The organism is Arthrobacter sp. Y3221160 (assembly GCF_059092585.1).
Genome location: NZ_JBNHHU010000001.1, coordinates 806,524 through 831,220, shown reverse-complemented (window position 1 = coordinate 831,220; position 24,697 = coordinate 806,524). Strand labels below are relative to the sequence as shown.

Annotated in this window: 19 protein-coding genes; 7 read left to right on the top strand and 12 right to left on the bottom strand. The window is 68.7% G+C overall.

The features are described 5' to 3' along the window. Positions 1-71: 71 nt before the first annotated feature. Both AC5RWG_RS03805 and AC5RWG_RS03800 read right to left on the bottom strand, forming a co-directional pair. Positions 72-1,118: a thiamine pyrophosphate-dependent enzyme gene (locus AC5RWG_RS03805; RefSeq protein WP_494139442.1), complete on the bottom strand. Its 1,047-nt coding sequence runs from the start codon at positions 1,116-1,118 to the stop codon at positions 72-74. Between the two features lie 182 nt (positions 1,119-1,300). Next, a complete protein-coding gene (locus tag AC5RWG_RS03800; RefSeq protein WP_494139443.1) occupies positions 1,301-2,707 on the bottom strand; it encodes an amino acid permease in 1,407 nt (468 codons plus the stop codon). A 100-nt stretch (positions 2,708-2,807) separates the two neighbouring features. Between AC5RWG_RS03800 and AC5RWG_RS03795 the strand changes: the two genes are divergently transcribed. Further along, positions 2,808-3,281, top strand: a complete 474-nt coding sequence (locus tag AC5RWG_RS03795) for an Lrp/AsnC family transcriptional regulator (protein WP_493979767.1) — start codon at positions 2,808-2,810, stop codon at positions 3,279-3,281. Here the strand turns inward: AC5RWG_RS03795 and AC5RWG_RS03790 are convergent. Beyond that, positions 3,220-3,795, bottom strand: a complete 576-nt coding sequence (locus AC5RWG_RS03790) for a hypothetical protein (protein WP_494166449.1) — start codon at positions 3,793-3,795, stop codon at positions 3,220-3,222. The two genes, AC5RWG_RS03795 and AC5RWG_RS03790, sit on opposite strands and share 62 nt — an antisense overlap. 263 nt (positions 3,796-4,058) lie before the next feature. Between AC5RWG_RS03790 and AC5RWG_RS03785 the strand changes: the two genes are divergently transcribed. From AC5RWG_RS03785 to AC5RWG_RS03760, 6 genes are all read left to right on the top strand, one after another. Next, a complete protein-coding gene (locus AC5RWG_RS03785; RefSeq protein ID WP_494000074.1) occupies positions 4,059-4,766 on the top strand; it encodes an NUDIX hydrolase in 708 nt (235 codons plus the stop codon). Between the two features lie 135 nt (positions 4,767-4,901). After that, a complete protein-coding gene (gene nadA / locus AC5RWG_RS03780) occupies positions 4,902-6,230 on the top strand; it encodes a quinolinate synthase NadA (protein WP_494166448.1) in 1,329 nt (442 codons plus the stop codon). Then, positions 6,227-7,933 (top strand): L-aspartate oxidase, encoded by a 1,707-nt coding sequence (gene nadB, locus AC5RWG_RS03775; protein WP_494166447.1) that lies wholly within the window; start codon positions 6,227-6,229, stop codon positions 7,931-7,933. Before nadA ends, nadB begins: the two co-directional genes overlap by 4 nt. Further along, on the top strand, positions 7,930-8,832 hold the full coding sequence (gene nadC / locus AC5RWG_RS03770; protein ID WP_494166446.1) for a carboxylating nicotinate-nucleotide diphosphorylase: 903 nt from the start codon (positions 7,930-7,932) through the stop codon (positions 8,830-8,832). The genes nadB and nadC overlap by 4 nt, the downstream gene beginning before the upstream one ends. Further along, the gene (locus AC5RWG_RS03765) at positions 8,829-9,971 is read left to right on the top strand and encodes a cysteine desulfurase family protein (protein WP_494166445.1); all 1,143 of its coding nucleotides are present in this window, start codon (positions 8,829-8,831) and stop codon (positions 9,969-9,971) included. The genes nadC and AC5RWG_RS03765 overlap by 4 nt, the downstream gene beginning before the upstream one ends. A gap of 98 nt (positions 9,972-10,069) precedes the next feature. Next, positions 10,070-10,846: a hypothetical protein gene (locus AC5RWG_RS03760; RefSeq protein WP_494166444.1), complete on the top strand. Its 777-nt coding sequence runs from the start codon at positions 10,070-10,072 to the stop codon at positions 10,844-10,846. A 25-nt stretch (positions 10,847-10,871) separates the two neighbouring features. On the opposite strand, the gene AC5RWG_RS03755 is transcribed toward AC5RWG_RS03760, so the two are convergent. The 9 genes from AC5RWG_RS03755 to AC5RWG_RS03715 all read right to left on the bottom strand — a co-directional run bounded on the left by AC5RWG_RS03755 (position 10,872) and on the right by AC5RWG_RS03715 (position 24,695). After that, the gene (locus AC5RWG_RS03755) at positions 10,872-11,330 is read right to left on the bottom strand and encodes a MarR family winged helix-turn-helix transcriptional regulator (protein ID WP_494166443.1); all 459 of its coding nucleotides are present in this window, start codon (positions 11,328-11,330) and stop codon (positions 10,872-10,874) included. Beyond that, the gene (locus AC5RWG_RS03750) at positions 11,323-12,432 is read right to left on the bottom strand and encodes an LLM class flavin-dependent oxidoreductase (protein WP_494000067.1); all 1,110 of its coding nucleotides are present in this window, start codon (positions 12,430-12,432) and stop codon (positions 11,323-11,325) included. Before AC5RWG_RS03750 ends, AC5RWG_RS03755 begins: the two co-directional genes overlap by 8 nt. Before the next feature lie 187 nt (positions 12,433-12,619). Next, entirely contained in the window at positions 12,620-13,786 is a 1,167-nt protein-coding gene (glf, locus tag AC5RWG_RS03745) for a UDP-galactopyranose mutase (protein WP_494166442.1), read from the bottom strand. After that, positions 13,780-14,088, bottom strand: coding sequence for a hypothetical protein (locus AC5RWG_RS03740; RefSeq protein ID WP_494000065.1), 309 nt, complete (start codon positions 14,086-14,088; stop codon positions 13,780-13,782). The genes glf and AC5RWG_RS03740 overlap by 7 nt, the downstream gene beginning before the upstream one ends. Further along, complete coding sequence (locus tag AC5RWG_RS03735) at positions 14,085-16,487, bottom strand: family 1 glycosylhydrolase (protein WP_494166441.1); 2,403 nt, start codon at positions 16,485-16,487, stop codon at positions 14,085-14,087. Before AC5RWG_RS03735 ends, AC5RWG_RS03740 begins: the two co-directional genes overlap by 4 nt. A gap of 341 nt (positions 16,488-16,828) precedes the next feature. After that, a complete protein-coding gene (locus AC5RWG_RS03730; protein ID WP_494000063.1) occupies positions 16,829-17,968 on the bottom strand; it encodes an FUSC family protein in 1,140 nt (379 codons plus the stop codon). 33 nt (positions 17,969-18,001) lie between these two features. After that, positions 18,002-21,304, bottom strand: a complete 3,303-nt coding sequence (locus AC5RWG_RS03725; protein ID WP_494166440.1) for an efflux RND transporter permease subunit — start codon at positions 21,302-21,304, stop codon at positions 18,002-18,004. A gap of 42 nt (positions 21,305-21,346) precedes the next feature. Next, on the bottom strand, positions 21,347-22,840 hold the full coding sequence (locus AC5RWG_RS03720; protein ID WP_494139453.1) for a malate:quinone oxidoreductase: 1,494 nt from the start codon (positions 22,838-22,840) through the stop codon (positions 21,347-21,349). A 175-nt stretch (positions 22,841-23,015) separates the two neighbouring features. Further along, positions 23,016-24,695, bottom strand: a complete 1,680-nt coding sequence (locus AC5RWG_RS03715) for an ABC transporter substrate-binding protein (RefSeq protein WP_494166439.1) — start codon at positions 24,693-24,695, stop codon at positions 23,016-23,018. Positions 24,696-24,697 lie beyond the last annotated feature (2 nt).

Genomic DNA, 24,697 nt, shown 5'->3' with positions numbered 1-24,697 from the left:
CGGATTCCTGCTGGGCGCTGGTTTCTGTGGTGTTGTCGAAGGCGGCTTCAAGGTCGCTCAGGGTCTTGTGCTCAGACATGCTCGGACTCCTCCCGCCAGGCGCGTGCCTGGGCCTTCAGCGCGTGTGTGGGTTCCTGGTAGACGAAATCGAACATCTCCGTGCCGGGACGGGAACCAAGTGCCGCCACGCCTTCCCGGATCTGTTCTTCTTCCGCCTTGGCGGCCGCGAGCACCTCGGCGAAGAAGTCCTCGCCGGCGATGCCCTCGGCTTCCAGCCGGGCCCGCATACGCAGCAGCGGATCCTCGCCGCCGTCGGCGCGTTCCTCGGCCAGGGTGCGGTAGCGGCCGGGGTCGTCGCTGGTGGAGTGCGGGCCCCGCCGGTACGTCATGGCTTCCACGACGGCCGGCCCGTTGCCCGCCCGGGCATGGGCGAGGGCGGCGGCCGTCGCCTGGTGGACAGCCACGGCGTCGTTGCCATCCACCTGGAGTGACGGCATGGCGTAGCCGGCCGCCCGGGCGGCAACCGAGCCCCCGGCCACCTGGCGCTCCGTCGGCACCGAGATTGCAAAGCCGTTGTTCTGGATGAAAAAGACCACGGGAGCCTTCATGACCGCGGCGAAGTTCATGGCTTCGTGGACGTCGCCCTGCGAGCTGGCGCCGTCGCCGAAGTAGGTGATGGCCACGCCGAGTTCTCCGGCCGGGGCGCCGGAAAGCGTCTGCCCGTGCGCCCAGCCGACGGCGTGCAGCACGGAGCCTGCCACGACGGCTTGGATCGGGGCGAAACGGGTGGCCTGGGGATCGTAGAGCCCGCCGTGCCAGGTCGCCTTGTGGGTGGACATGTACTCGACCATGTCCACGCCCACCGTCCGGGCCACGCCCATCTCGCGGTAGGTCGGGAAGACGAAGTCGCGGGACATGTCCAGCGCATACCCGCTGCCCACTTGGGCGGCTTCCTGTCCGAGTTCCGGTGCGTAGCCGGGAATCAGGCCCTGGCGCTGCCACCGAATGGCCGATTCGTCCAGGTGGCGGACCGACACCATCAGCCGGTAGAGCTCCTTGAGGTCCTCTGCGGACAGGTCGGGCCGGGCCGACGGGTCCAGGGAAAGAACGCTGCTCATGCCTGCTCCTCCACGTAGTTATGGTGCCGCCGCCTCCCCGCGGGGGAGGAGCGCGACGGCTTCACTTGCTTACGGTGACACTAATCACCCGACGTGGAGTGCGCAATCTGCCATGCGATCACCAAACAGTGTGCACAGTTAGCTGCCCCTGATGGCAAAAGCTATAAACAGGTTGCATACCGCTAACGGCGAGGTGAACTTTCGGCTGGTGTTCGGCGCGCGGCAATTTTTGCAGCTGCAGCTATCGCGGCGATCAGCACCAGGGTCGAGAGCAGCTGGATTCCCGTTGTCGGGGAGAAGAAGCCCAGCACCAGGATTGCGGCCAGCAGGGCAAGGCCCGCGTACGTCATCGCCGGGAAGCCGCGCATCCGGAACGGCAGTTCCGTGCCTTCGCGGTCGGCCCGGCGGCGCAGCACCAGTTGGGACAGCAGGACCATTCCCCAGACCACCAGGCACGTGGACCCGACGACGTTTAGCAAAACCGGCAAGACGCGCTCGGGGAACAACAGCTCGAGTACGGCCGCCACAAAACCAAACGCCACGGACGCCATGACCGCCCTGACGGGAACCCGCCGGGTGCTGAGCCTCCCGAGGGAAGCGGGCGCCTCGTTCCGTTCCGAGAGGGAAAAGATCATCCTGGATGCGCCGTACAGGTTGGCGTTGAGCGCCGAGAGCAGCGCTACCGCGGCGACCAGGGTGATGGCCACATCCGCACCGGGGATCTGGGCGATCGAGAGCACCGCGGCAAAGGGTGAGGCCAGTGCCTCCGAATCCCAGGGCACCGTCAGCGCGATCACCAGCACCGAGCCGAAGTAGAACACCAGAATGCGCCAGACGACGGTCCGGATGGCCTTCGCCACGCTAACTCCCGGGTTTTCCGTTTCCGCGGCGGCAACGGCGACGATCTCGGTCCCGCCAAAGGCGAAGATCACCACCAGCAGCCCGGCACCGATGCCGGCGATGCCGTTGGGGGCGAAGCCGTCCTCGCCGAAGATGACGCCCAACCCGGGCGACGGGACATTGGGCAGCCAGCCGAACAGCAAGGCGGCGCCGATGGCGAGGAACGCCAGGATGGCGATGACCTTAAAGATGGCGAACCAGAACTCGAATTCTCCGTAGTTGCGCACCCCGAACAGGTTGACCGCGGTGAAGACCACCATGAACACCAGCGCGAGCAGCCAGACGGGCAGCGCCGGCCAGACCGTGGCCAGCAAGCCCGCGGCGCCCACTGCCTCGGCCGCGATCACCACCACTAACTGCAGCCACCAGAGCCAGCCGATGGTGGCGCCGGCGGTGCGGCCCAGCGCCTTCTCGGCGTACGTCGAGAAGGCACCGCTGCTGGGGTTGGCGGCGGCCATCTCGCCCAGCGCCCACATCACGATGATCACCAACGTGCCCGCGAGCAGGTACGAGATCAACACGGCCGGACCGGCGGCTTGGATGCCCGCTCCGGAGCCCAGGAAGAGCCCGGCACCGATCGCGCTGCCCAGTCCCATCATGATCAGCTGGCGCTGCTTCATCCCGTGGCCGAGCCCGGCGGGCGGTCGGGCGCTCGGGTCACGGTGGTGAGTGGCGGTAAAACGCGGCATCGACTGTCCTGTCGTTTGGCGAAAGCAGCCCGTAAGCTGACAATTTGTCTAGCAGTGTCCCACAACTGGCGGCACCGAACCCGAAAGGACGCACAGCGTCATGCAGATCGACTCTCTCGATGCCGACATCGTCACGCTGTTCACGGAGGACCCGCGGATGTCCGTTCTGGAAGCGTCCCGGGTGCTGAAAGTAGCGCGTGCCACAGTACAGGCCCGGCTGGACAAGATGCAACGCGCAGGCGTGACGGCGGGCTGGGGGCCGCGGCTTTCGCCCGAGGCACTGGGGTACGTGGTGCGAGCCTACTGTTCGTTCGTGATCCGGCAGGAGTCCGGGCACGACGCCGTGGCCGCCGCGCTCGCCGACATTCCCGAGGTGCTGGAGCTGCACACCGTCTCCGGTGAAAGCGACCTGCTGGCTTGTGTCGTCGCCCGGTCGAACGCGGATTTGCAGCGCGTGCTCGACCAGGTCATGGCGACCAATACGGTGCTGCGTTCGTCGTCCGTGATCGTGCTTAACAGCCACTTCCGGGAGCGGACCCTTCCGTTGGTTCAGGCCGCCGCCGATCCCCGCTGACCCCGGAGGAAAGGGCGGCGCCGCCGTCGTCGACGTCGACGTCCCGGATGACCGCCACACGGCCGAGCCCCGCGGCGGTTCCGGCAATCACCGCGCAAATGGCAGGCAGCGGAGCCGTGCCCGGAGCCAGCAGGGCGACGGTTCCCCACGTGAGTGCGGCCAGCCCTGCTGCAAATACCAGCACATGCACCCACTGCCGGCGAACCGGGCGCAGCAGCAGGCCCAGCAGCAGCGCGAAGGGGGCGCCCAGCAGGGCGGCGAAGAAAAAGCTGATCGTCAGCACCAGGCCCCAGAAGCTGAGGGCAGCGGAGTGCGGCGACGACAGCTCGTCGATGATGCTCAGGACCAGCGAGATGACGAACCACGCCCCGACGGCGACCAGCCAGCCCTTGATGAAGGCGTAGCGGCCAAGGATGACGCGATGGTGCGGCGGGCGTTCCTTCCTGCCATACCTGCGCCTGAGGATTTCGTTGTTGTCCGGTGGTACGAACCGCCGCCGTCCCCGTGGGTGCATGGCTGAAGCCTAGCCCGGGGAGTCCGGCGCCACGCGGGCGGCCACGCCGGAATGCCGCTGTGCGTCCATTCCCTCGTGTCAGTCGGAGGTTGTCGGCTCCGGCTTGCGGCGAGAGGAGGGCGGGAGGCCTGCCCGGTCCGCCATGATCCCGGCGCCGTCACAAATCGCCGGCGTTGGGGTGTGATTGGGTCAACATGACCATAACCGGCTAGAATGAGTTCTAGTCACTATGACTTTTACTCGAAACCGGGGAGGAGGCGGCCATGCCGATTCACGCGGCCAATGTGTCGGAGCGGGCGCAGCAGCCCCCTGAACTGGCCATCTCCACGGTCATCTTCGCCCTCCGTCCGGACCAGGAGGCGGGTCGCCCCACCTTGTGGCTGCCGTTGGTCCGCCGTACCCGCCAGCCCTTCCGGGACCTGTGGGCGCTGCCCGGCGGTCCGTTGAGTGCGGCCGAATCCCTCCAGGACGCCGCGGCCCGGAACCTTGAGGAGACCACCGGCCTGCAGCCGAGCTACCTGGAGCAGTTGTATGCGTTCGGCGGCTTGGACCGCTCACCGGCGCAGCGGGTGGTCTCCATCGTCTATTGGGCGCTGGTGAAGCCGGACGAGGCGGCACTGGCCCGCGAAACCGAGAACGTGCGCTGGGTCCGCGCCGATGAACTTGGCCAACTGGCGTTTGACCACAACCAGATCGTGGACTACGCGCTGTGGCGGCTGCGGAACAAGGTGGAATACAGCTCCATCGCGTATGCCTTCCTGGGATCCACTTTCACACTGGCCCAGGTCCGCGAAGTGTACGAGGCCGTGCTGGGCAAGCAGTTGGATCCCGCCAACTTCCGCCGCCAGCTGCGGGCGACCCCGGACATCGAACCGACCGACGAGTACCTGCAGGGCGGCCGGCACCGGCCGCCCCGGCTCTACCGCTACACCGGCAGCGCCGCGCAGCTCAGGGGCAGCCCGCCCGCCTAGCCAGTTCCCCGGCGCACCCGTGGCAATAGTCCCGCGGCAACCGCCCCGCAGGCCGGCAAGGCCCCCGCACCCGCCACCCATACCCGCAGTCCGCCACGGATTTCCCTGGCCCCCTGCCCAACAACGGAGAACACCATGTCATCGGTCAACAGCACCATCCAGCTGATCACCCGCGAGGAAGCGCTTGCCGGCTCCCGCGCGCCCGCCGCCTCCACCTGCACGCCCGATCTGGCCAAGGGTCCGTGGGCCTTCGACACCGCCGCGGGCAGCGGTGCCTGGGCGCCCTCCTACGGGCCGGGCGCGTCGATGGCCGATCCGGCGCCGGCCGCCACCCCGCGGCAGGGCGAAATCCCGGCAGAATACCGGCTGGCCGGCGATGCGGAGCTCGAGGAGCGGATCTTGGCCGCCAAGGCCAAGCTGGGCGACAAGCTGGTCATCCTCGGCCACTTCTACCAGCGCGACGAAGTGGTCAAATACGCCGATTTCGTGGGCGACTCGTTCCAGCTGGCGCGGGCCGCCAAGGAAAAGCCGGAGGCCGAAGTCATCGTCTTCTGCGGCGTGCACTTCATGGCGGAAACCGCCGACATGCTCTCCGGCGAAGACCAGGCCGTGATCCTGCCGAACCTGGCCGCCGGCTGCTCCATGGCGGACATGGCGGACATCGACTCGGTGCAGGCCTGCTGGGACCAGCTCGCCGGCGTGCTCGGCAGCGGTCCGGACGCCGACGGCAAGGTCCCAGTCATCCCGGTCACCTACATGAACTCGTCGGCCGCGCTCAAGGGCTTCTGCGGAGAGAACGGCGGGATCGTCTGCACGTCCTCGAACGCCGAAACCGTGCTGGAGTGGGCCTTCGAGCGCGCCCACCGGGTGCTCTTCTTCCCCGACCAACACCTGGGCCGCAACACGGCCAAGGCCATGGGCGTGCCGCTGGAACGGATGCCCATGTGGAATCCGCGCCAGTCCCTGGGCGGCAACGACGAGGCGGCGCTGCGGGAATCCCGCGTGATCCTCTGGCACGGCTTCTGCTCCGTGCACAAGCGCTTCAACGTGGACCAGATCGAGAAGGCACGCGCCGACTACCCGGGCGTCCGGGTGATCGTGCACCCCGAATGCCCCATGCCGGTGGTGGACGCCGCGGATGAGTCCGGTTCCACCGACTACATCCGCAAGGCCGTGGCCGCCGCCGCCGAGCCGACCGTCTTCGCGATCGGCACCGAGATCAACATGGTCAACCGGCTGGCCGCCGAGTACCCGCAGCACACCATCTTCTGCCTCGACCCGGTGATCTGCCCGTGCTCCACGATGTACCGGATCCACCCGGGCTACCTGGCCTGGGTGCTGGAAGCCTACGCCGGAACCGGCCAGCTGCCCGGCGGCGAAGTCCTCAACCGGATCACCGTGCCCGATTCGGTGGCCGTCCCCGCCCGCGTGGCGCTGGAACGGATGCTGGCAGCCAGGCCGTGAACCGCGAACCGGCCCGGCGCGTGGCGGTGGTGGGGTCCGGCATCGCCGGGCTCTACGCCGCCGCGCTCGCCGCGGAACGTCCGGACACCGCCGTCACCCTGATCACCAAGGGCGGGCTGGCCGAGTCCAACACCTGGCACGCCCAGGGCGGGATCACCGCGGTCACAGCGCAGGGCACCGCGGCCGGCGATTCCGTGGCGGCGCACATCGCCGACACCCTCGCCGCCGGCGCCTTCATGAACGACGACGGCGCCGTCCGGCTATTGTGCGAAGGCGCGGCGCGGGAGATCGCCACCTTGGAAGACTGGGGCGTGGCCTTCGACCGGCACGGCGGCGCATTCTCGCTCGGGTTGGAAGGGGCCCACTCGGCCCCGCGGATCCTGCATGCCGGCGGCGACCGCACCGGGGCCGGCATCGCCGAAGGGCTGATCCGCGTGGTCCGCGGCCTGGCGGAGGCGGGCCGGCTGGAGATCCTCGAGCACACGATGGTGCGGCGGCTGCTCACGGCCGGCGCGCGCGTGGCTGGCCTGGAGCTGATGCCCATGGGAGCAGGCGCGGTGCCCGCGCGGCTGGACACCGACGTCGTGATCCTCGCGACCGGCGGTGCCGGGCAGCTGTACCCGGCCACCACCAACCCCGCCGCCGCCACCGGCGACGGCGTGGCGCTGGCCTGGGAAGCCGGTGCGGTCCTGGCTGACCTGGAGTTCATCCAGTTCCACCCCACCCTGCTGGACCCGGCGGCGACCGGCGGCAGGGCCTTCATGATTTCCGAGGCGGTACGCGGCGAAGGCGCCGTGCTGGTGGACGCTGCGGGGGAGCGGTTCATGCCGGCGCTGCATCCGGACGCCGAGCTGGCGCCCCGTGACGTGACCTCGCGCTGCATCCACACTCAGCTCCGGCTGCAGGAAGACAACGGGCTGCTGCCGCAGGTCTTCCTGGACGCCACCGGACTCGAGCGGGAGAAGGGCGCCGGTTTCCTGGCGGCCAGGTTCCCGATGATCGACGCCACGGTCCGTTCGCTGGGCTTCGACTGGACGCGGCAACCGCTGCCGGTGCGTCCGGCCTCGCACTACTGGATGGGCGGCGTGCGGACCGACCACGACGGCAGGACCTCGGTGCCCGGGCTGCTGGCCGTGGGCGAGGTCGCCTGCACCGGAGTGCACGGGGCCAACCGGCTGGCCTCGAACTCGCTGCTGGAAGGCCTGGTTTTCGCCCGCCGTGCCGTGCGGGCGCTGGACCTGCCGGAGGCCGTGCCGGTGTTCGGTGCCGTCCCGCTGGACGTCGGCGCCCCGCCGGGCCGCCCGCTGCGTGCAGGGGCCCGCGCCGACCGACAGGACGCACCGGCCGGAACCACTGCGTGCACCCGGCAACAGATCCAGGCCGTGATGGCGGCCGCCGCCGGCGTGGTCCGCGACGAGCCGACGCTGCGGGGGGCCGCCCGCCAGCTGGCGCGGTGGCATGTGTCCGTCACCGACGCCGCCTCGGCCGAGGATGCCGCACTGCTGACCGTGGCCCGGCTGGTGGTGGCAGCCGCCGCCGCGCGGCGCGACAGTATCGGCGCCCACTACCGCAGCGATCACACCCGGGCCCCGGCGCACCGCCGGCACCTGGCCTATGTGAACGACGCCGCGGTCCCCGCCCCCGCCACCTTTTCCCCAATGTCTTCCCCCACGTCCCAGCCAGTCCTGCAGGAGCAGCCATGAACCATATCCAGCCGATCGACCGGACCGCCATGGAGCGAATCGTCGCCGGGGCGCTCGCCGAGGACGCGCCGTGGGGCGACGTCACCTCGGCTACGCTGATTCCGGCCGACGCCACCGCCACGGCGGAGCTGGCGGCCCGCGAGCCCGGCGTGTTCTCCGGCGGTCCGGTGCTGGCCGAGGTCTTCCGCCAGGTGGATCCCGACGTGCGGGTGGAGCTGAAAACCGGCGACGGCGCCGCCTTCGGGGCCGGCGAGGTGCTGGCCGTCCTGACCGGAAACGCCCGCTCCATCCTGCTGGGTGAACGGGTGGCTTTGAACCTGCTGCAGCGGATGAGCGGCATCGCCACGCAGACCGCGGCCTTCGTCCGGGAAGTGGCCGGTACGGCGGCCCGGGTGGTGGATACCCGCAAGACCACCCCCGGCCTGCGGGCGCTGGAGCGCTATGCCGTGCGCTGCGGCGGCGGACACAACCACCGCTATTCGCTCTCCGACGCAGTGATGGCCAAGGACAACCACCTGGCCGTGCTCACCGCCGACGGCAGCCGGGACCTGACCGAGGCGCTGCTGGAGGCGAAGGCCAGGCTCCCGCACACCGTCCACTTCGAGGTGGAGGTGGACAGGGCCGAGCAGATCGAGCCGGTGCTGGCCGCGGGCGTGGACACCATCATGCTGGACAACTTCAGCGTGGACGAACTCCGCGCCGGCGTTGCCCGGGTGGCCGGACGTGCGATCGTCGAGGCCAGCGGCAACGTGCGGTTGGAGACCGTCGGCCAAATTGCCCGGACCGGGGTTGACGTCATCTCGTCCGGCGCGCTCACCCACAGCGTGCGGTCGCTGGACCTGGGCCTGGACATCCGCATTGCCGCGGGGCAGGCGGCCGGAGGTGCATCGTCGTCGTGATCTATCTGGACGCTGCGGCGACCGCCCCGGTGCGCCGTGAGGTGCTGGAGGCCATGTGGCCTGCCCTGACGCAGGACTTCGGCAACCCCTCGAGCCATCACACCGTGGGAGAGGCGGCGCTGCGGGCACTCGACTATGCCCGGGGCACGGCCGCCGGGGTGCTGGGCTGCCGCCCCGGCGAAATCATCTTCACGTCCGGCGGCACCGAGTCCAACAACCTGGCGGTCAAGGGCATTGCGCTCGCCTCCCCGCGGGGCAGGCACGTCGTCACCAGCGCCGTGGAACACCCCTCGGTGCTGGAGGCGGTCGACTACCTGGCCCGGTTCCATGACTTCGAGGTCACCCGGGTGCCGGTCGATGCCACGGGCATGGTCCGCGTGGACGAACTGGAGGCCGCGCTGCGCGACGACACCACGCTGTGCACGGTGATGTACGCGAACAACGAGGTGGGCACCATCCAGCCGGTCGGGCGCATCGGCAGGCTCTGCCGGGCGGCCGGTATCCCGTTCCACACCGACGCCGTGCAGGCGGCCGGCTGGCTGGACCTGGACGTCGCAGAGCTCGGGGTGGACGCGCTCAGCGTGTCCGGCCACAAGCTGGGCGCGCCCAAGGGCTGCGGGCTGCTGTATGTCTCCGGCCGGGTCCCGCTGGAGCCGGTGCTGCACGGCGGCGGGCAGGAGCGCGGCAGGCGGTCCGGCACCGAGAACGTCGCCGGCGCGGTCGCCGTCGCCACCGCGCTGTCGCTGGCCGGGGGCGAGCGGGCGGCCGACGCCGACCGGCTCACGCGCTACCGCGACTACCTGATCGACACCGTCCTGCGGGAACTGCCCGGCACCATGTTGACCGGTCATCGCACCGAACGGCTGCCCGCCAGCGCCTCCTTCTGCTTCCCGGGAACCTCCGGCGAGGCGGTGCTGCTGGAACTGGAACGCCGCGGGGTGGTCTGCTCCAGCGGGTCGGCCTGCGCCGCCGGCTCCGACGAGCCGTCCGCGGTGCTGCTGGCCATGGGAATCGAACCGGCCGTGGCGCAGACCGCGGTGCGGCTGACCTTCACGGCCGGCGTGAAGGAAGCCGAGATCGCCCTGGCGGCCCGCTCCGTCGTCGCCGCCGTCCAAGAGGTCCAGGCGCTGCGGCGCTAAGGTTCCCGACGACGCCCCGGGACACGGCGCGGTCCTATACCGGACCGGTCCTCCCGCTGGGTACGGTGGAGTCCTCACGGACCGGAGGGGAGCGCAGCATGATCAGGCGAAGGATGCCGGGCCGGGGTGCCGCCGCGGCGCTGTGCGTGGCGCTCGTGTCCGGCTGCGGCCTGCTGCCCGACGACGGCGGCGCGTCGGCCGGAGCGAGTGCGTCGCCGTCGGGTGCGGCCGGCGGGGACGCAGCCGGACAACCCGCGGCGCCGCCCGGCAAGGAGCCCGTGCGGAAAGCGACGATCGACGGCTGGAAGGTCTACACCGATCCGGACCGAGTGATCAGTTTCGAGGTTCCGGGCGAGTGGGTGGTGCAGCGGCAGGTCAAGCCCACCCAGCCCTCGGACGACGGGCTGCACCTGGACATCCGGGACTCTTCCGGCAAGCTGGCCGCCGAACTGCACACCCGGCTCAAGCTGCCCAAGGCCGCCTGCGAGGGCGCCGTCACCGAACTGCGCGTGGTGGTCAGCGAGCCGGCGAAGGTGCCCGCCGTGCCGTCCGACGACACGGTCGAGCCGCTGTTCGTCTACCGGACGCTGCTGGGCCACCGGTACTTCGGGTCGATGGGGCTGACCGACAAAACGGCCGGCGACGGCTTCCAGGCCTGCCTGGTGGAAAACACCGTCAACGGTCCGGACCCGGTCGGCACCTACTCCTTCGGCACGGCCGTCCGCCACGGCACTCCGGCGCCCGGCGACGAGACCGGGCTGCTGGATGCCTACGGCCTCATCGCGGAGGCGGAGAGCTACGTCTCCGGCAAGCACTTCAAGACGCTGCGGCAGGTCATCATGACCCTGCAGGTCGCTGAAGATCCGCCCGCCTGAGCCGCCGGCACCCCGCCGGATAACTTCAATCGTTCGCCAGGCCGGCCCGAAGCTTGTTGGTCAGCTCCTGGAGCTGTCCGAATTCCTCCTCGGACAGCAGCGGGGCGAGCATCGAATGCAGGTGCTTGACGTGCTGCCGGCCGATCTCCTTCTGCAACGCGCGGCCCTCGTCTGTCAGCGAGATCTCGATGCCCCGCTGGTCGTTGCGGGCCGTGCGCCGGAGGACCAGGCCCTTCTTCTCCAAGCGGTCGACCATCCGGCTGAGGCTCGGCTGGCTGATCAACAGTGCCTCGTTCAGCTCGTTCAGCCGGCTCCAGCCGCCCGGGCACCGGCTCAGGTTGAACAGGACGTCGTACTCGCGCATGGCGAGTTTCCTGAACTCGGGCAGCTGCTGCATCCGGCGCATTACCGCCACCTGGGTGCGGAACAGCGATTCCCAAGCAGCCGCCGTCGTCCTGATCTCAGGACCGGATGAATCAGCCATGGGACACCGACTCGGCGGGCGCTTCCTTGGCGTCGCGGGCGGCCTTGCGGCTGGCGTGGGTCGGGGCTTCCGGAACATGCGCCGGCTTGCGGGCGGCGAACTCCTTCTTCAGCACCGGGAGCACCTCTTCGCCGAACAGGTCCAGCTGTTCCAGCACGGTCTTTAGGGGCAGTCCTGCGTGGTCGATCAAGAACAACTGGCGCTGGTAGTCGCCGAAGTAGTCGGCGAAGGCCAGGGTCTTCTCGATCACCTGCTCCGGGCTGCCGACGGTGAGCGGGGTCTGCGCGGTGAAGTCCTCCAGCGACGGTCCGTGGCCGTAGACGGGTGCGTTGTCGAAGTAGGGGCGGAATTCGTTGACCGCGTCCTGCGAGTTCTTGCGCATGAAGAACTGTCCGCCCAGGCCCACGATGGCCTGGTCGGCGGTGCCGTGGCCGTAGTGCTCGTAGCGCTCGCGGTACAGGCCGATGAGCTGCATGTAGTGCTCCTTCGGCCAGAAGATGTTGTTGGCGAAGAAGCCGTCGCCGTAGTAGGCCGCCAGCTCCGCGATCTGGGGCGTGCGGATCGAGCCGTGCCAGACGAAGGGTGCAACGCCGTCCAGGGGTTGGGGCGTGGAGGTGTAGTTGTGCAGCGGGGTGCGGTGCTTGCCCTGCCAGTTGACGACCTCTTCGTCCCAGAGCTTGCGCAGCAGGGCGTAGTTCTCCACCGTCAGCTCCAGCGAGTCCTGGATGTTCTTGCCGAACCAGGGATAGACCGGGGCGGTGTTGCCGCGGCCCAGCACCAGATCCACGCGGCCGTCGGCCAGCTGCTGGAGCATGGCGAAGTCCTCGGCGATCTTCACGGGATCGTTGGTGGTGATCAGCGTGGTGGCGGTGGACAGTGTGATCCGCTCGGTCTGCGCGGCGATGTAGGCCAGCAGCGTGGTGGGGGAGCTGGAGAAGAACGGCGGGTTGTGGTGCTCGCCGATGGCGTAGACATCCATGCCGATGTCTTCGACCTTCTTGGCAATGGCGACCGACGCCTTGATCCGCTCGCGCTCGGTGGGCATGCGGTTGGTGGTCGGGTCCAGGGTGACGTCGCTGACGCTGAATACGCCGAGTTCCATGATGTACCTTTCGTGGTGCTTGCTACGCATCAGTTTACATGCATTTGCATTCACTGTGGTTAACGGCAGGCACGCGGAAAAATTCCGGGACAGGTTGTCGGACCGGTCACCGTGCCGCGGGTGGTCCCGGAAAGGCTTTCCCGGCATGCGCACCGCCGGCTTGATGCGGCAAGGAGCGGGGCCCGGGTTAGGCCGACGAGCGACCGAGCAGGGGGCCGATCGAGTTGTCGACCAAACCCAGCGCCGACGCTATGGCCATGTGCATGTCCAGGTACTTGTAGGTGCCGAGGCGGCCCCCGAAGAACACGTTCGGTTCCTGCCCAGCGAGGCGACGGTACGTCCTGAGCTTGTCCCGGTCCTGGCTGGTGTTGATCGGGTAGTACGGTTCGTCGTTCGCGCCCGCCGTCCGGGAGTATTCGCGGACGATCACGGTGCGGTCATCGGGGTACTGCCGTTCGGGATGGAAATGGCGGAATTCGTGGATGCGGGTCCACGGGACGTCTTCGTCGGCGTAATTCATCACGGGCGTGCCCTGAAAATCCGCGATCGGCAGGACTTCCTGCTCGAAGTCCAGGGTGCGCCAGGACAAGGCCCCGGTCGAGTATCCGAAGTAGCGGTCCAGCGGCCCCGTGTACACGACGGGCACGTCGGGCGGGAGGTGCGGACGGACGTGGAAAAAATCGGTGTTCAGTTGCAGGTCGATCAAGGGCGACCGGAGAAAGCCGCCAAGGAAGGTGCCGTAGCCCTCCGTCGGCAGGCCCTCGTAGGTGTCGGTGAAGTAGCGGTTGTCGAAGGTGTAGCGCACGGGCAGCCGCGTGATGATGTCGGGGCTCAGTTCCCGCGGGTCGGTCTGCCATTGCTTGGCCGTGTAGCCGCGCACCAGGGCCTCGTACAGCGGTCGGCCGATCAACGAGACGGCCTTCTCTTCCAGGTTGCCGGCCGCCGAGGCCGGTACTTCCTGCGCCTGGTGGCGGATCAACTCCCTGGCCTGGTCCGGCGAGAGGTGGCGGCCGAAATAGGCGCAGATCGTGCCCAGGTTGATGGGCATCGGATATACATTGCCCTTAAAGACCGTAAACACGCGGTGCTGGTAGCCGGTGAACGAAGTGAACCGGTTGACGTAGTTCCAGACCCGTTCATTCGACGTGTGGAACAGGTGCGCCCCGTACCGGTGGACTTCGATCCCGGTCTCCGGTTCCTCCTCGGACCAGGCGTTGCCGCCCGGGTGGGAACGGCGTTCAAGTATCAGCACGCGGGCCCCGTACTCACGTGCGGCGGTTTCGGCAACGGTCAGTCCGAAGAGGCCTGCGCCGACGACAATGAGGTCGGGACCGTGGTCTCCGGCCGCTACCATTTCAGCGCCTCGGCGGTCAGGCACGGGGCCGGGGTGCCGCAGGTTGCGCATTCTCCCTGTTCGTCGCCGGCCGGCGGATGAAGCATGAGGCCGGCGGAAATCCTCGCCAGCAACGGTGCCCGAAGGTACGGCGTGGCCGAACTAACGGCTGCCTCGGCGAGCGCCGGAACGGCAGGGCCGGTCAGGCGTCTCCTGCCCAGCGCGGCGTCCTGCAGGCCGGCTATTGCCGCGCCGACTCCGCGTTCGTGGGCGCGTTCCAAATCCTCCACGTCGGAGCGTTGGCGCTCGGCCCCCGAGCTCATGCCGTTTCTTCTTCCGCCAGTTCTCCTGCCGCGGCTCCCTGAGAGATCAAACGGTGCATTTGTCCGGCAATCGCATCCCAGCCGAGGAGTCTCTGCAAGGGCCGCATTCGCCGGTCCCGTTCGGCCGGGGAATCACCCGGCGCGGTCTGGATGGCATCGGCGAAGCCTGCGGCGTCCTCCTGGATGTGGACGAGCCCCCGGTACCCGGCGACCACATCCGGAACGGGCGTCGACACCACGGGAAGGCCGGCGGCCAGATACTCGAGGGTCTTCGTCGGGCTGATCGACCGTGTCGCCTCGTTCATGGCGAAGGGCATCAAGGCAACGTCGAATTCGGCCATGACAGCGGGCAACTCGGCGTATTCCGCCATTCCGGTGTACTCGATGTTTGGAGCCTGCGGCAGCGTGGCCGGATCGATCTTGGCGACCGGTCCCACGATCCGAAACAACCAGTCGGGAAGCATCGCGGCGAGCTCCTCCAGCAGGCCAAGATCGAGCCGCTCGTCGATGACGCCCACGTAGCCCGCCACCTTCCGGAGGCCGGGCGCCCGCTCCTCGCGGAGCAGCCGGGAGGTTTCATAGTGCGCGGCGTCCACACCGCTGGGAAAGAGATGGCAGGAATCGCCCACGTAGCGGCTGACGCTGCGGTGCAAGGAGGCGCCTCCCGCAAAGACCACATCGGATTCCGCCAGCGCCTGGCGTTGCCGGGTCTGCATGGCTTTGGGGGCATGGCGAAACGACGCCAAATCATCCATGACGTCATAACAGAGGGCCCCGGGCTCGAGCGCGCGCGCTATCTCCAGCGCCATCGGCGTATAGATCAAGACGTCGGGCGAGGCCGGCCGTGCGTGGGTCGCCAGCAAGTGGCGGAACAATGCGCCGTATTCTTCCGCGCCGGGTGCGTCGAATCCCGGGGCGGCCAATTGCCCGTCAACCGAGGGAATTTCAAGCCATACCCTGGTGATGCCGTCCACGTCCTGGTGCCGCAGGACCGGTTGTTCGACCTTGGCCGGCAGTGGTTCCTCCAGAAACCATGTGCGGGCCCCGGTCCGGGTGCGGGCGGCGGCAAACCGGGAGACAAGATGTTGCGGGCGCTGCCAGACCCAGGTCCACCTCAGGTGGGACAGCACGACCAAGTCAGGGTCTTCCAAGGGGTTCATCCTGTGTTCCTCTTCGTCGGCGTTGCGGGCGGGCGGGACGATCTCCTCTTCGGGAGGATCGCGCCAGGGCCAGTGGCTCATCTGGGGCAGCAGCCCCCGGAGCTGGCTGTCGCACGGCGGTTGAAATCGGTACGCGGGCAGGTCGCGGCTGGGGGTTCCGGATGCCGCAGCCATCCAGGCGTCCGTGAAGCAGGTGGTGGCCGTCCGGCTTCCCCACGCGGCGGCGCCCACGACGCCGACCGGGTCCGGGCGGCGGGCGGCGCGGGCGAGCATGGAGTCCCAGTCGCAGGAGTCCACGAAGGGAAACCAGCAGTACCCCTCGAGCCGGATCCCGCGGGAGAGAGCCAGTTCGTACTGTTCAAGGGTGTATCGCAACCAGGACGCGCGGTCGGAGGCCGTTCCCCGGATGTTGGTCTCGCTCAGGAGCATCGGCAGCCCGTAGCGGGAGCCGTAGTGCTCGGCCACGGCCGCAAAACCCAGCGGGTGGGGCGATGGCGCATGGGCGCGGGACTCCTCATACCACCATTCGGAGTGGCAATAATAGTCGAGGCCGAGAACGTCCACCCGAACGGGGTCCAGGTGAAGCAAGTCTTCGCCGCCGTGCTTGACGATCTCCCTCAGGAAGGGGCGGCCCTCGGTCAGATCGTGTCCGAGCACCAGATCCAGCAGCACGTGGCGCCGGTCGTTGGCGAGAGCCGCGTACTCCGCCGGGCCACGCGCAGTTCCGTCATGGTGTTCGCAGGTATCCACCCAGACGTGGCGGGCTTCGGGCAGCAGCTCCGACCAGCACCTGGCCGCCTCCGCGATGGCCGGCAGGACGTTGCGAACGAGGCGCACAAAACCGTTGATTCCCCTGTCGTAGGGCGGCCACAAGGCCTCATGGCCGCAGAGGAAAAGGGTGGCGAAGGGCTCATTGAACAGCGTGTAGGACGTCAGCCAGGGATAGCGCCGGGCCACGGCCTCTGCATAGCGCAGGAAAGCGGGCGCAAACCTCCGGTCCCTGAAACCGTCGTCGAGCCACTGCGGGTAGCTCGTGTGGTGCACCAGGTCGACGATTGGCTCCATGCCGCGGACCCGCAGGAACTGGAGCTGCCGGTCAGTCTCGGACCAATCGAACACGCCTGGCTCTGTTTCCACGCGGTGCCAGCGAATCGGAAACCGCACCCTGCCTACGCCTGCTGCGCGCATGTGGTCCAGGTGGCGGCCCCAGTGGGCGTAGCTTCCGGTCAGCTCCGCCACGTCCCGGCGGTGTACCGGTAGGTAAGTACTCTCAAATGCGCCGACAAAGGGAACAGCGGCAACGCTGCCAGGCACGGAAGGGAGGCTCTCGCCCAGATCCGACACATCATTCTCCCGGTCCGGAGGATCTTAGTGCCAGCTGCTCGACACGAGTAGGTACATAAAACTCGAATTTCCCGGCAAGAGGAACCCCTTGCAGCCGGTTCAACGTTTCATCGAATGGGATTGGCCGGCCGGGCAGGCCGATACCCTCGGGGTAGAGAGAGGGGAAGTACCCGCGCCGCTGGGGGCGTCTCGGCGGGCCGGCACCCTCCGGCTTGAGAGGGGAGGTACCCGCGCCGCTACGGGGCCTGGCCGCCGGAGCGGTCCTTCACGTGCCGGCCAAGCGCGGCCAGTATGCGTTCCAGGCTGACCGCCACGGATCCTGCCGCCGTGGCGGGGGACTCCGCGGACACCGAGCCCGCGACGACTCCGGTGAGGCGGTGCTGTGCGTCGCGCGCGGCGGCCAGCTTGTCCGGCAGGTCCTCGGCGGTCATGCTCCTGATGGCCTCGGCCGTGGCGTCCAGGGCGTTGGCCATCGGTGCCAGCACGGGGTCGGGAAGATGCAGTGTTTCGTCCCAAATCACGGCGGCGAGCACCTCGGTCATGTCCTGGGTATGGAAGGCGGCACGCTCCAGCGTGCGTAGATTCCGCCAATCGGTGTCCAGGTCCCGGTCGTGGAACTTGCGCCGCGGATTGGCCTTGCGGCTGCGGTCGGCGGCCTGCACGGCCTGCCGCACCTGGTTGCCCAAGCGGGTGATGCTCTCGCCGTTCGTCGCCCAATCCTTGTGTTCCGGCGGCCAGTTCTCCCGGAGCGCCTCGGCCATGTCCTCCAGCTGCCGGGCGAGGTCGGACTGCAGCTGCTGCAGGCTGCGTCCCACCGCGTTGAAATTCAACGGCGGGAACAGCAGGAAGTTCACAGCGATGCCGACGGCCACCCCCACCGCCATCTGCACCGCATAGCCGAGCGAGTAGTCGCCGGCATTGGACCCGCCCACCAGCAGGACGAACAGCGCGGCCATGGGAACCCATTCCCGGCCCGCCCCGAGCCGCGGCAGCCCCGCAACCAGCACGCCCAGGAACACCAGCAGGCCCACGGTGACGAAATGCGGGCCGACCGTCAGGAGCAGGAGCATGGCCAGGCCGATGCCCAGCAGCAGCCCGGCCAGCGTCTCCGCGGAGGTCTTGACGGAGTCGGCGACGGTGGAATACATGCTGATCAGCGCGCCCAGCGGCGCGTAATAGGGGTACTGGTCCACCTCGCCGGGCAGCCGCAGGGCGATGAACCAGGCGATGGCGCACGCCAACGCGGTCTTGAACGCCAGCTGGACCCGGCGCCACCCGCCCATCTGCTGGCCGTACTTGCGCAGCGGGGCGGGGAGCCGGTCGGTAAGCCGGTCCAGGCGGCCCGGCCCGGCGGGCATGGTTTCCGGTTCTGGCATGTTCAGCACCTCCACGGTTCCGGGTTAGCCGGATCAGCGTCCGGCCGGAACCAGCTCTGCCTCGAGTGTATTGCGCTGGTATGCCCGACGCTCGCGCCGGCCTTCGATCAGCCGGTACAGCACCGGCACCAGCACCAGCGTCAGCGCGGTGGAGGACACCAGGCCGCCGATCACCACCACTGCCAGCGGCTGCGAAATGAAACCGCCCTCACCGGTCAGTCCCAGCGCCATCGGCGTGAGCGCAAAGACCGTGGCGAGCGCCGTCATCAAGATGGGCCGCAGCCGGCGCCGTGCGCCGTGCGTGATCGCGTCCGCCACGTTCATGCCGGGCCGGCCGTCGTGGGGGCGCCGGTACTGGTTGATGAGGTCGATCAGCACGATCGCATTCGTCACCACGATGCCCACCAGCATCAGCATGCCGATCAGCGACGGCAGCCCCAACGGGATCCGCGTGATGACCAGCAGCCCGATGGCCCCCGTGGCCGCAAACGGAATGGAGACGAGCAGGATCAGCGGCTGCACCAAGGACTTGAACGCGGCCACCATGATCACGTAGACAATGGCGACGGCGGCCAGCAGCGCCCAGCCCAGCTGTTCAAAGGACTCGGCCTGCTGGGTGGCCGCGCCGCCCAATTCCGCTGTGACCCCGGCCGGCAGGTCGGTGCCGTCCAGTGCGGCCGCCACCTCGCTGCTGAGGGCACCCAGGTTCTCTCCCTCCGGGGTCACGGAGACGACGGCCGTGCGTTCGCCGCCGCTGGCGCTGATCGACGTCGGCACGTCGGTTTCCTCGACAGTGGCCAGGTCCGTCAGCGGCACCGGCCCGGCCGCCGTGGGCACTTCGACGCCGCGCAGTTCCTCGACGCTGGAGAAGTCGCTGCCTTCCCCGATCAGCACCGGGAAGTCGGTGGTGCCGATCCGCACGGTGCCGCCGGGCAGCGGGCTGATTGAAGACGCCAGCAGGCCCGCGACCTGCTCCTCGTCCAGCCCGGCGGCCACGGCCTTGGCCCGGTCCACGGACACCTGGACCACCGGCTCGGCCGCCGAGAGGTTGCTGGACACCTCTGCGGCCCCCGGCACCTCCCGCAGCAGCTCCACCAGCCGGTCGGAGGCGTCCCTCAGCTCCTCCGGGCCGTTCGCGGAGATCTCCACGTCCACGGTGCTGGAGGTGCCGAAGCCCCCGCCCTGAGTGCCCAGCGTGAACGTCGCCTCGCCGGGCAGCTTTTCGACGGCGGAGCGGACCCGGTCGCGCAGCGCCGCCTGGTCAATGCCTTCCTCGGTGATGACGGTGTACTGGGCCACCGAGGCACCCGCGGAGAGGAACGTCCCCAGGCCGCCGCCGGCGTTGCCCATGGTGACCTGGACCGCCTCGATCCCGTCCATCCCGGCCAGCAGCTCCTCGACCGGGGCAGCCGCCTCGTCGGTGGTCTCCAGGCTGGTCCCGGCCGGCATCTGCTGGCGCAGGCTGAAGCTGTTCTGTCCGCTGTCGCCGAGCAGGTTGGTCTGCAGCAGCGGCACCATGGCGGCGGTGCCGGCCAGCACCAGCAGGGCGGCCACGGTGGTGATCACCGGGTGCCGCTGGGTGCCGGCGAGCACCGGCAGGTAGCCGCGCTGCAGCAGCGAGCGGCGTTCCTTCTCGGAGGCCGCCGCACGCACTGCGGACGTGTCATAGTGCTGCTCCGCCGCGGGGGATTTGACGAACCAGTAGGCCAGCACCGGCACGATGGTCAGCGACACCGCCAGGGACGCGAGCAGGGCCAGCGCGGTAGTGATGGCGAACGGCCGGAACAGTTCGCCGGCCAGATTCCCGACGAACGCGATCGGCAGGAACACCGCAACGGTCGTCAGGGTGGACGCGGTGATGGCCCCGGCGACCTCCCGGACCGCCGCCAGGATGGCGTCGCCCTTGGGTTCGCCGTAGTTCAGGTGCCGTTTGATGTTCTCGACCACCACGATCGAGTCGTCCACAACGCGCCCGATGGCGATGGTCAGCGCGCCGAGGGTGAGGATGTTCAGCGAGTAGCCCAGCGCATTGAGGCCGATGAACGTGGCCAGCAGCGACAGCGGGATGGAGATCGCCGTGATCAGCGTGGAGCGTACGGAGAGCAGGAAGACCAGGATGATCAGCACCGCGAAGCCCAACCCCAGCAGGCCCTCGGTGGTCAGGTCTTTGATGGACGTCTCGATGAACGGGGCCTGGTCGAACACCGTGGTGATCTGCGCGCCGTCGCCCAGTTCGGCCTCCAGTTCGGGCAGCAACTCGCCGATGGCGTGGGAGATGGCCACCGTGTCGCCCTCCGGCGTCTTGGTGACGGCCAGGGCAAGCGTCAGCTCGCCGTTGGTCCGGGTGATCGAGGTCTGCTCGTCGTCGGCGATGTCGACGTCGGCCACCTCGCCGATGGTGGCAGGGTCGGCCGGCACAGGGTCCGGCGCCTGGCCGGGCTGGTCCGGTGCGGGCACGGTGTCGGGCACGGGTACCTGGCCCTGCCCTGTCCCGCTGCCCGGCGGGGCGGGCTGGCCTTGGCCGGGGAACTGCCCGGGTGCCCGCCCCGCCTCCGGTGCGGAGGGCGCCGAGGGCTGCTCCGCCGTCGTCGTTTCAGCGGGGGAGAGCGGCAGGTTTTCGATGGCCGCCAAGCTGTCCAGCGGGCTGCCGATCTGCACGGAGAGGCTCTGGCCGTCCTGTTGCACGGCGCCGGCGGGGACCAGGCCGCCGCTGTTGGCCAGGCTGTCCACAATGGCGGAAACGCCGACGCCGGCCTCCGCCATGGCATCGTCGTCAGGCACGATGGCGATGTGCCGGCCGGGGCCGCCGGAGACCTCGGCCCCGCGCACTCCGGGGATGTTCTGCAGCCGGGGCACCGTGAGGCGGTTCAGCTCGGTGCTCAGCTCGCTCAGGGTCAGGTCGGAGGACACCGCCATGAAGACGATGGGGAAGTCATCGATGCTGCCGGCGAGCGACAGCGGCGAGACGTCGTCGGGCAGTTGCTGGCGGACGTTGGAGATGGCACGGTCCACCTGGCTGCGTGCCCGGTCCAGGTTGGTGCCGTAGACGAACGTCAGGTTGACGGTGGAGAACCCGTTGCGCGACACCGCCGAGGAAGACTCGAGGCCCTCGACGGCGGTGAGCGCGCGTTCGAGCGGTTCGCTGACCTGCTTGTCCACTACCTCCGGCGACGCGCCGGGCATGGAACTGACAACGGTAATCCGCGGGAACTCGAGCGAGGGGATGAGTTCCTGCTTCAGCGAACCCATGGTGATCACGCCGAAGACGGCCACGAAGACCGTAATCAGCGCGATCAACGCACGATTCGCCAGGGATAGCGTTGCCAGCTTGTGCATGGCTTGAAGCTTAGTTCAGCGGTCGTACGGGGCGGACGGGGATCATGCCAGTTCGAGTACCCGGTCGGTGTCGGCGGTGATTTCGGCCAACAGCGAGGGGTTCTCGTTCAGGTTCACGCCGTAGCCGGGGAGCATGTCCTTCAGCTTGGGTTCCCAGCTCTTGAACTCCAGCGGGAAGCAGCGTTCCAGCAGGCTGATCATGATCGGCGCTGCGGTGGATGCCCCGGGGGAGGCGCCGAGCAGGGCGGAGATGCTGCCGTCGGCGGACGCGATGACCTCGGTGCCGAACTGCAGGGCGCCGCCCCGCTTCGGGTCCTTCTTGATCACCTGGACACGCTGGCCGGCGGTGATCAGCTCCCACTGGTCGCCGGCGACCTCCGGGTGGAAGGCGCGCAGGGCCTCGTTCTTTCCTTCGCGGGTCTTGAGCACCTCGGTGACCAGGTACTTGACCAGGCCGAAGTTGTCCTTGGCCACGGCCAGCATGGGCACCAGGTTGCTCGGGCGCACGGACGTGGGCAGGTCCAGCAGCGAGCCGGTCTTGAGGAACTTCGGCGAAAAGCCGCCGTACGGGCCGAAGAGCAGGGAGCGCTTGCCGTTGACGAAGCGGGTGTCCAGGTGGGGCACCGACATGGGCGGGGCGCCCACGGAGGCCTGGCCGTAGACCTTGGCGTGGTGGGCGTTGATGACGGCCTCGTCGGTGCAGCGGAGGAACTGTCCGGACACCGGGAAACCGCCGTAGCCCTTGGACTCGGGGATGCCGGAGCGCTGCAGCAGGTGCAGGGCGCCGCCGCCGGCTCCGATGAACACGAAGCGCGCGTTGACCTTGGTTTTTTCGCCGGTGGCGTTGTTCCTGATTTCCAGGGTCCAGCGGCCGTCGGTATTGCGGGAGACGTCCAGCACCCGGTGGCCGTAGTTCAGTTCCACGCCATGGGCGGTCAGGTAGCCCGCGAGCTTCCGGGACAGGGAGCCGAAGTCCACGTCGGTGCCGCCGGCGACGCGGGATGCGGCCACGCGCTGCTGCGGATCGCGGCCCCGCATGATCAGCGGCGCCCACTCGTTGATGACGGCGTGGTCTTCGGAGAATTCGATCTGCTCGAACAGCGGTTCCTGCTTCAGCGCCTCGTGGCGGCGCTTGAGGTAGTCCGCGTGGTCATCGCCCCAGACAAAGCTCATGTGCGGCAGCGGGTTGACGAATTCCCGGGGCGACGAGATGTGGCCCTCGCGGATCATGTGCGACCAGAACTGGCGCGAGACGTTGAACTTCTCGTTGATGCCCACGGCCTTGGCGGTGGGAACCGAACCGTCCGCCGAGGCGGGCGTGTAGTTCAGCTCGCAGAGCGCGGCGTGTCCGGTGCCGGCGTTGTTCCACGGGTCCGAGGCTTCAAGGCCGACCTCGTCCAGGTTCTCGAACAGGCTGATGCTCCAGTCCGGCTGCAGCTGCTTGATGAAGGAGCCGAGGGTGGTGCTCATGATGCCGCCGCCAATCAGCGCGACGTCGACGTTCTGGGATGATCCCGAGGGAATGTTTGCAGTCAACTTCAATCTCCAATAGCAGCTGTGCCAGCAATTAGAAGCCTAGCGCCCTGCGCCAGCGAGACTAAAATCTGCCGTCTTCGATGTGACCCAGTAGACAGACGCGGCGGGATCTCCAACGTTACAATTTTCCGCCCGACGCGGCACGTCACCCATGCGCCGGGCGCCGCCGCCGGCGTCAATCCTGCCCCAGCTCGATCTTGTTGTAGACCTCGTCGAGCATCGGGCTGGCCGGGTAGCTCACGACCCGGGGCCCCATGGCCAGGGCGGAGATGGGGAACGCGAGCGGCACCGCGGGGACCGCCCGCGCCAGCTGCTCGTTGATGCTGTGGTAGGCCTGCACGCGGTCTTCGCCCTCGGGGAGGGTCTTGGCACGGGCTATCTTGCTGCGGATCTGCGCGCTGTCGTAGCCGAACTCCATCGACTTGCTGCCGAAGAGCGGGCCCACGAAGTTGTCCGGGTCGCGGTAGCTGCCGCTCATGCCGGACAGGTGGAGGGCATGGCCGGTGGAGCCCTGGATCGTGTCGAGGTAGCCCTCGTCCCAGGGAATGGGCATCGGCTTGATATTGATTCCGACGGCGGTGAGCTGGCGGCTCAGCTCCGCGTACACCTTTTCGGGGGTCGGCAGGTAGGCCCGCGTGACGCCCAGGGGATAGTAGAAGGTGAGTTCGGCGCCATCGTACCGGGCGTCGGCCAACAGTTCGCGCGAACGCTCCGGATTGTATGCGTAGTAGGGGATGGTCTCATTGGTCACGCCCAGGCTGCGCGGGATGAACTGCATGGCCTCCTTGGTGCCCTGCAGGAAGAAGCTGTCGATCAGCGCCTGCCGGTCGATCGCGTGGGCGATGGCCTGGCGCATGGTGATGTCGTCCAGCCCGTCGGCCGCCTGGTTCATGCCGAGGTAGACCACGGAGAACGGGTCACGCTGCAACACCTGCATGCCGGCCCGCGCCAGATCCGCGTACGTGGCCGGAGTGACCAGGTCGTAGCCGTCGATGTCCCCGGCTTCCAAGGCGCGCAACCGCGTCATCGGATGCGGGAGCGCCTTGAACACCACGGTGCGCACGTCGCCGGCGGCACCCCAGTAGCCCGGGTAGGCGGAGAGCACCACGCGGTCCCGTTCCCAGTTGGCGAACGTGAACGGGCCGGTCCCCACCGGGGCCAAGCCGTAGCGGGATACCTTGTGGCCGCCGCGGTCCTCCGTCAGCCGGTCGGCCGCCCCGGCCTTCAGCGCCGCCGGAGAGGAGATGGCAAAGGCCGGCATGGCCAGCGAGGCGACCAGGCCGGTGAACCGGCGGGTCAGGTTCAGCTGCACTTCCAGCGGGCCCAGCACCTCGCAGCTGTGGTAGAGCGATTCGTCCTCGTCCTCGGCGAACGCGCCGAAGACCGACCGGAAGGCCAGCCCGCCTTCCACCGGCCGGGCGTCGCCGGGGAGCCGGTACCAGCGTTCGAAATTGGCGCGGACCGCTTCGGCATCGAACGCCGTTCCGTCATGGAAGGTGACACCCGGGCGCAGCCGGAAGCGGTAGGAACGGCCGTCGTCCGCTTCGGTCCATTCGGAGGCCAGCCGCGGCGCCGGAACGCCGGTCGCCGGGTCCACCCCGACGAGTGTTTCGAGGATCTGCCGGGTCACCCGGTAGGACTCGGTGTCCAGTGCCAGCGCCGGATCAAGGGTCACCGGGGCGGCGGCAATGCCCATGGTGAAGGTGGTGTCCGCGGGCGAGGCCGTCGGCGGCTCGCTGGCCGGGGCGGTTGACGGGGCGGGCCTGCCCGGTTCGGGGGTGCAGCCGGTGAGCAACACAGCCGCTGCCGCTGCGCCTGCCTTCAGCACGGTGCGGCGCGCGGTGGGTGGTGTCACGC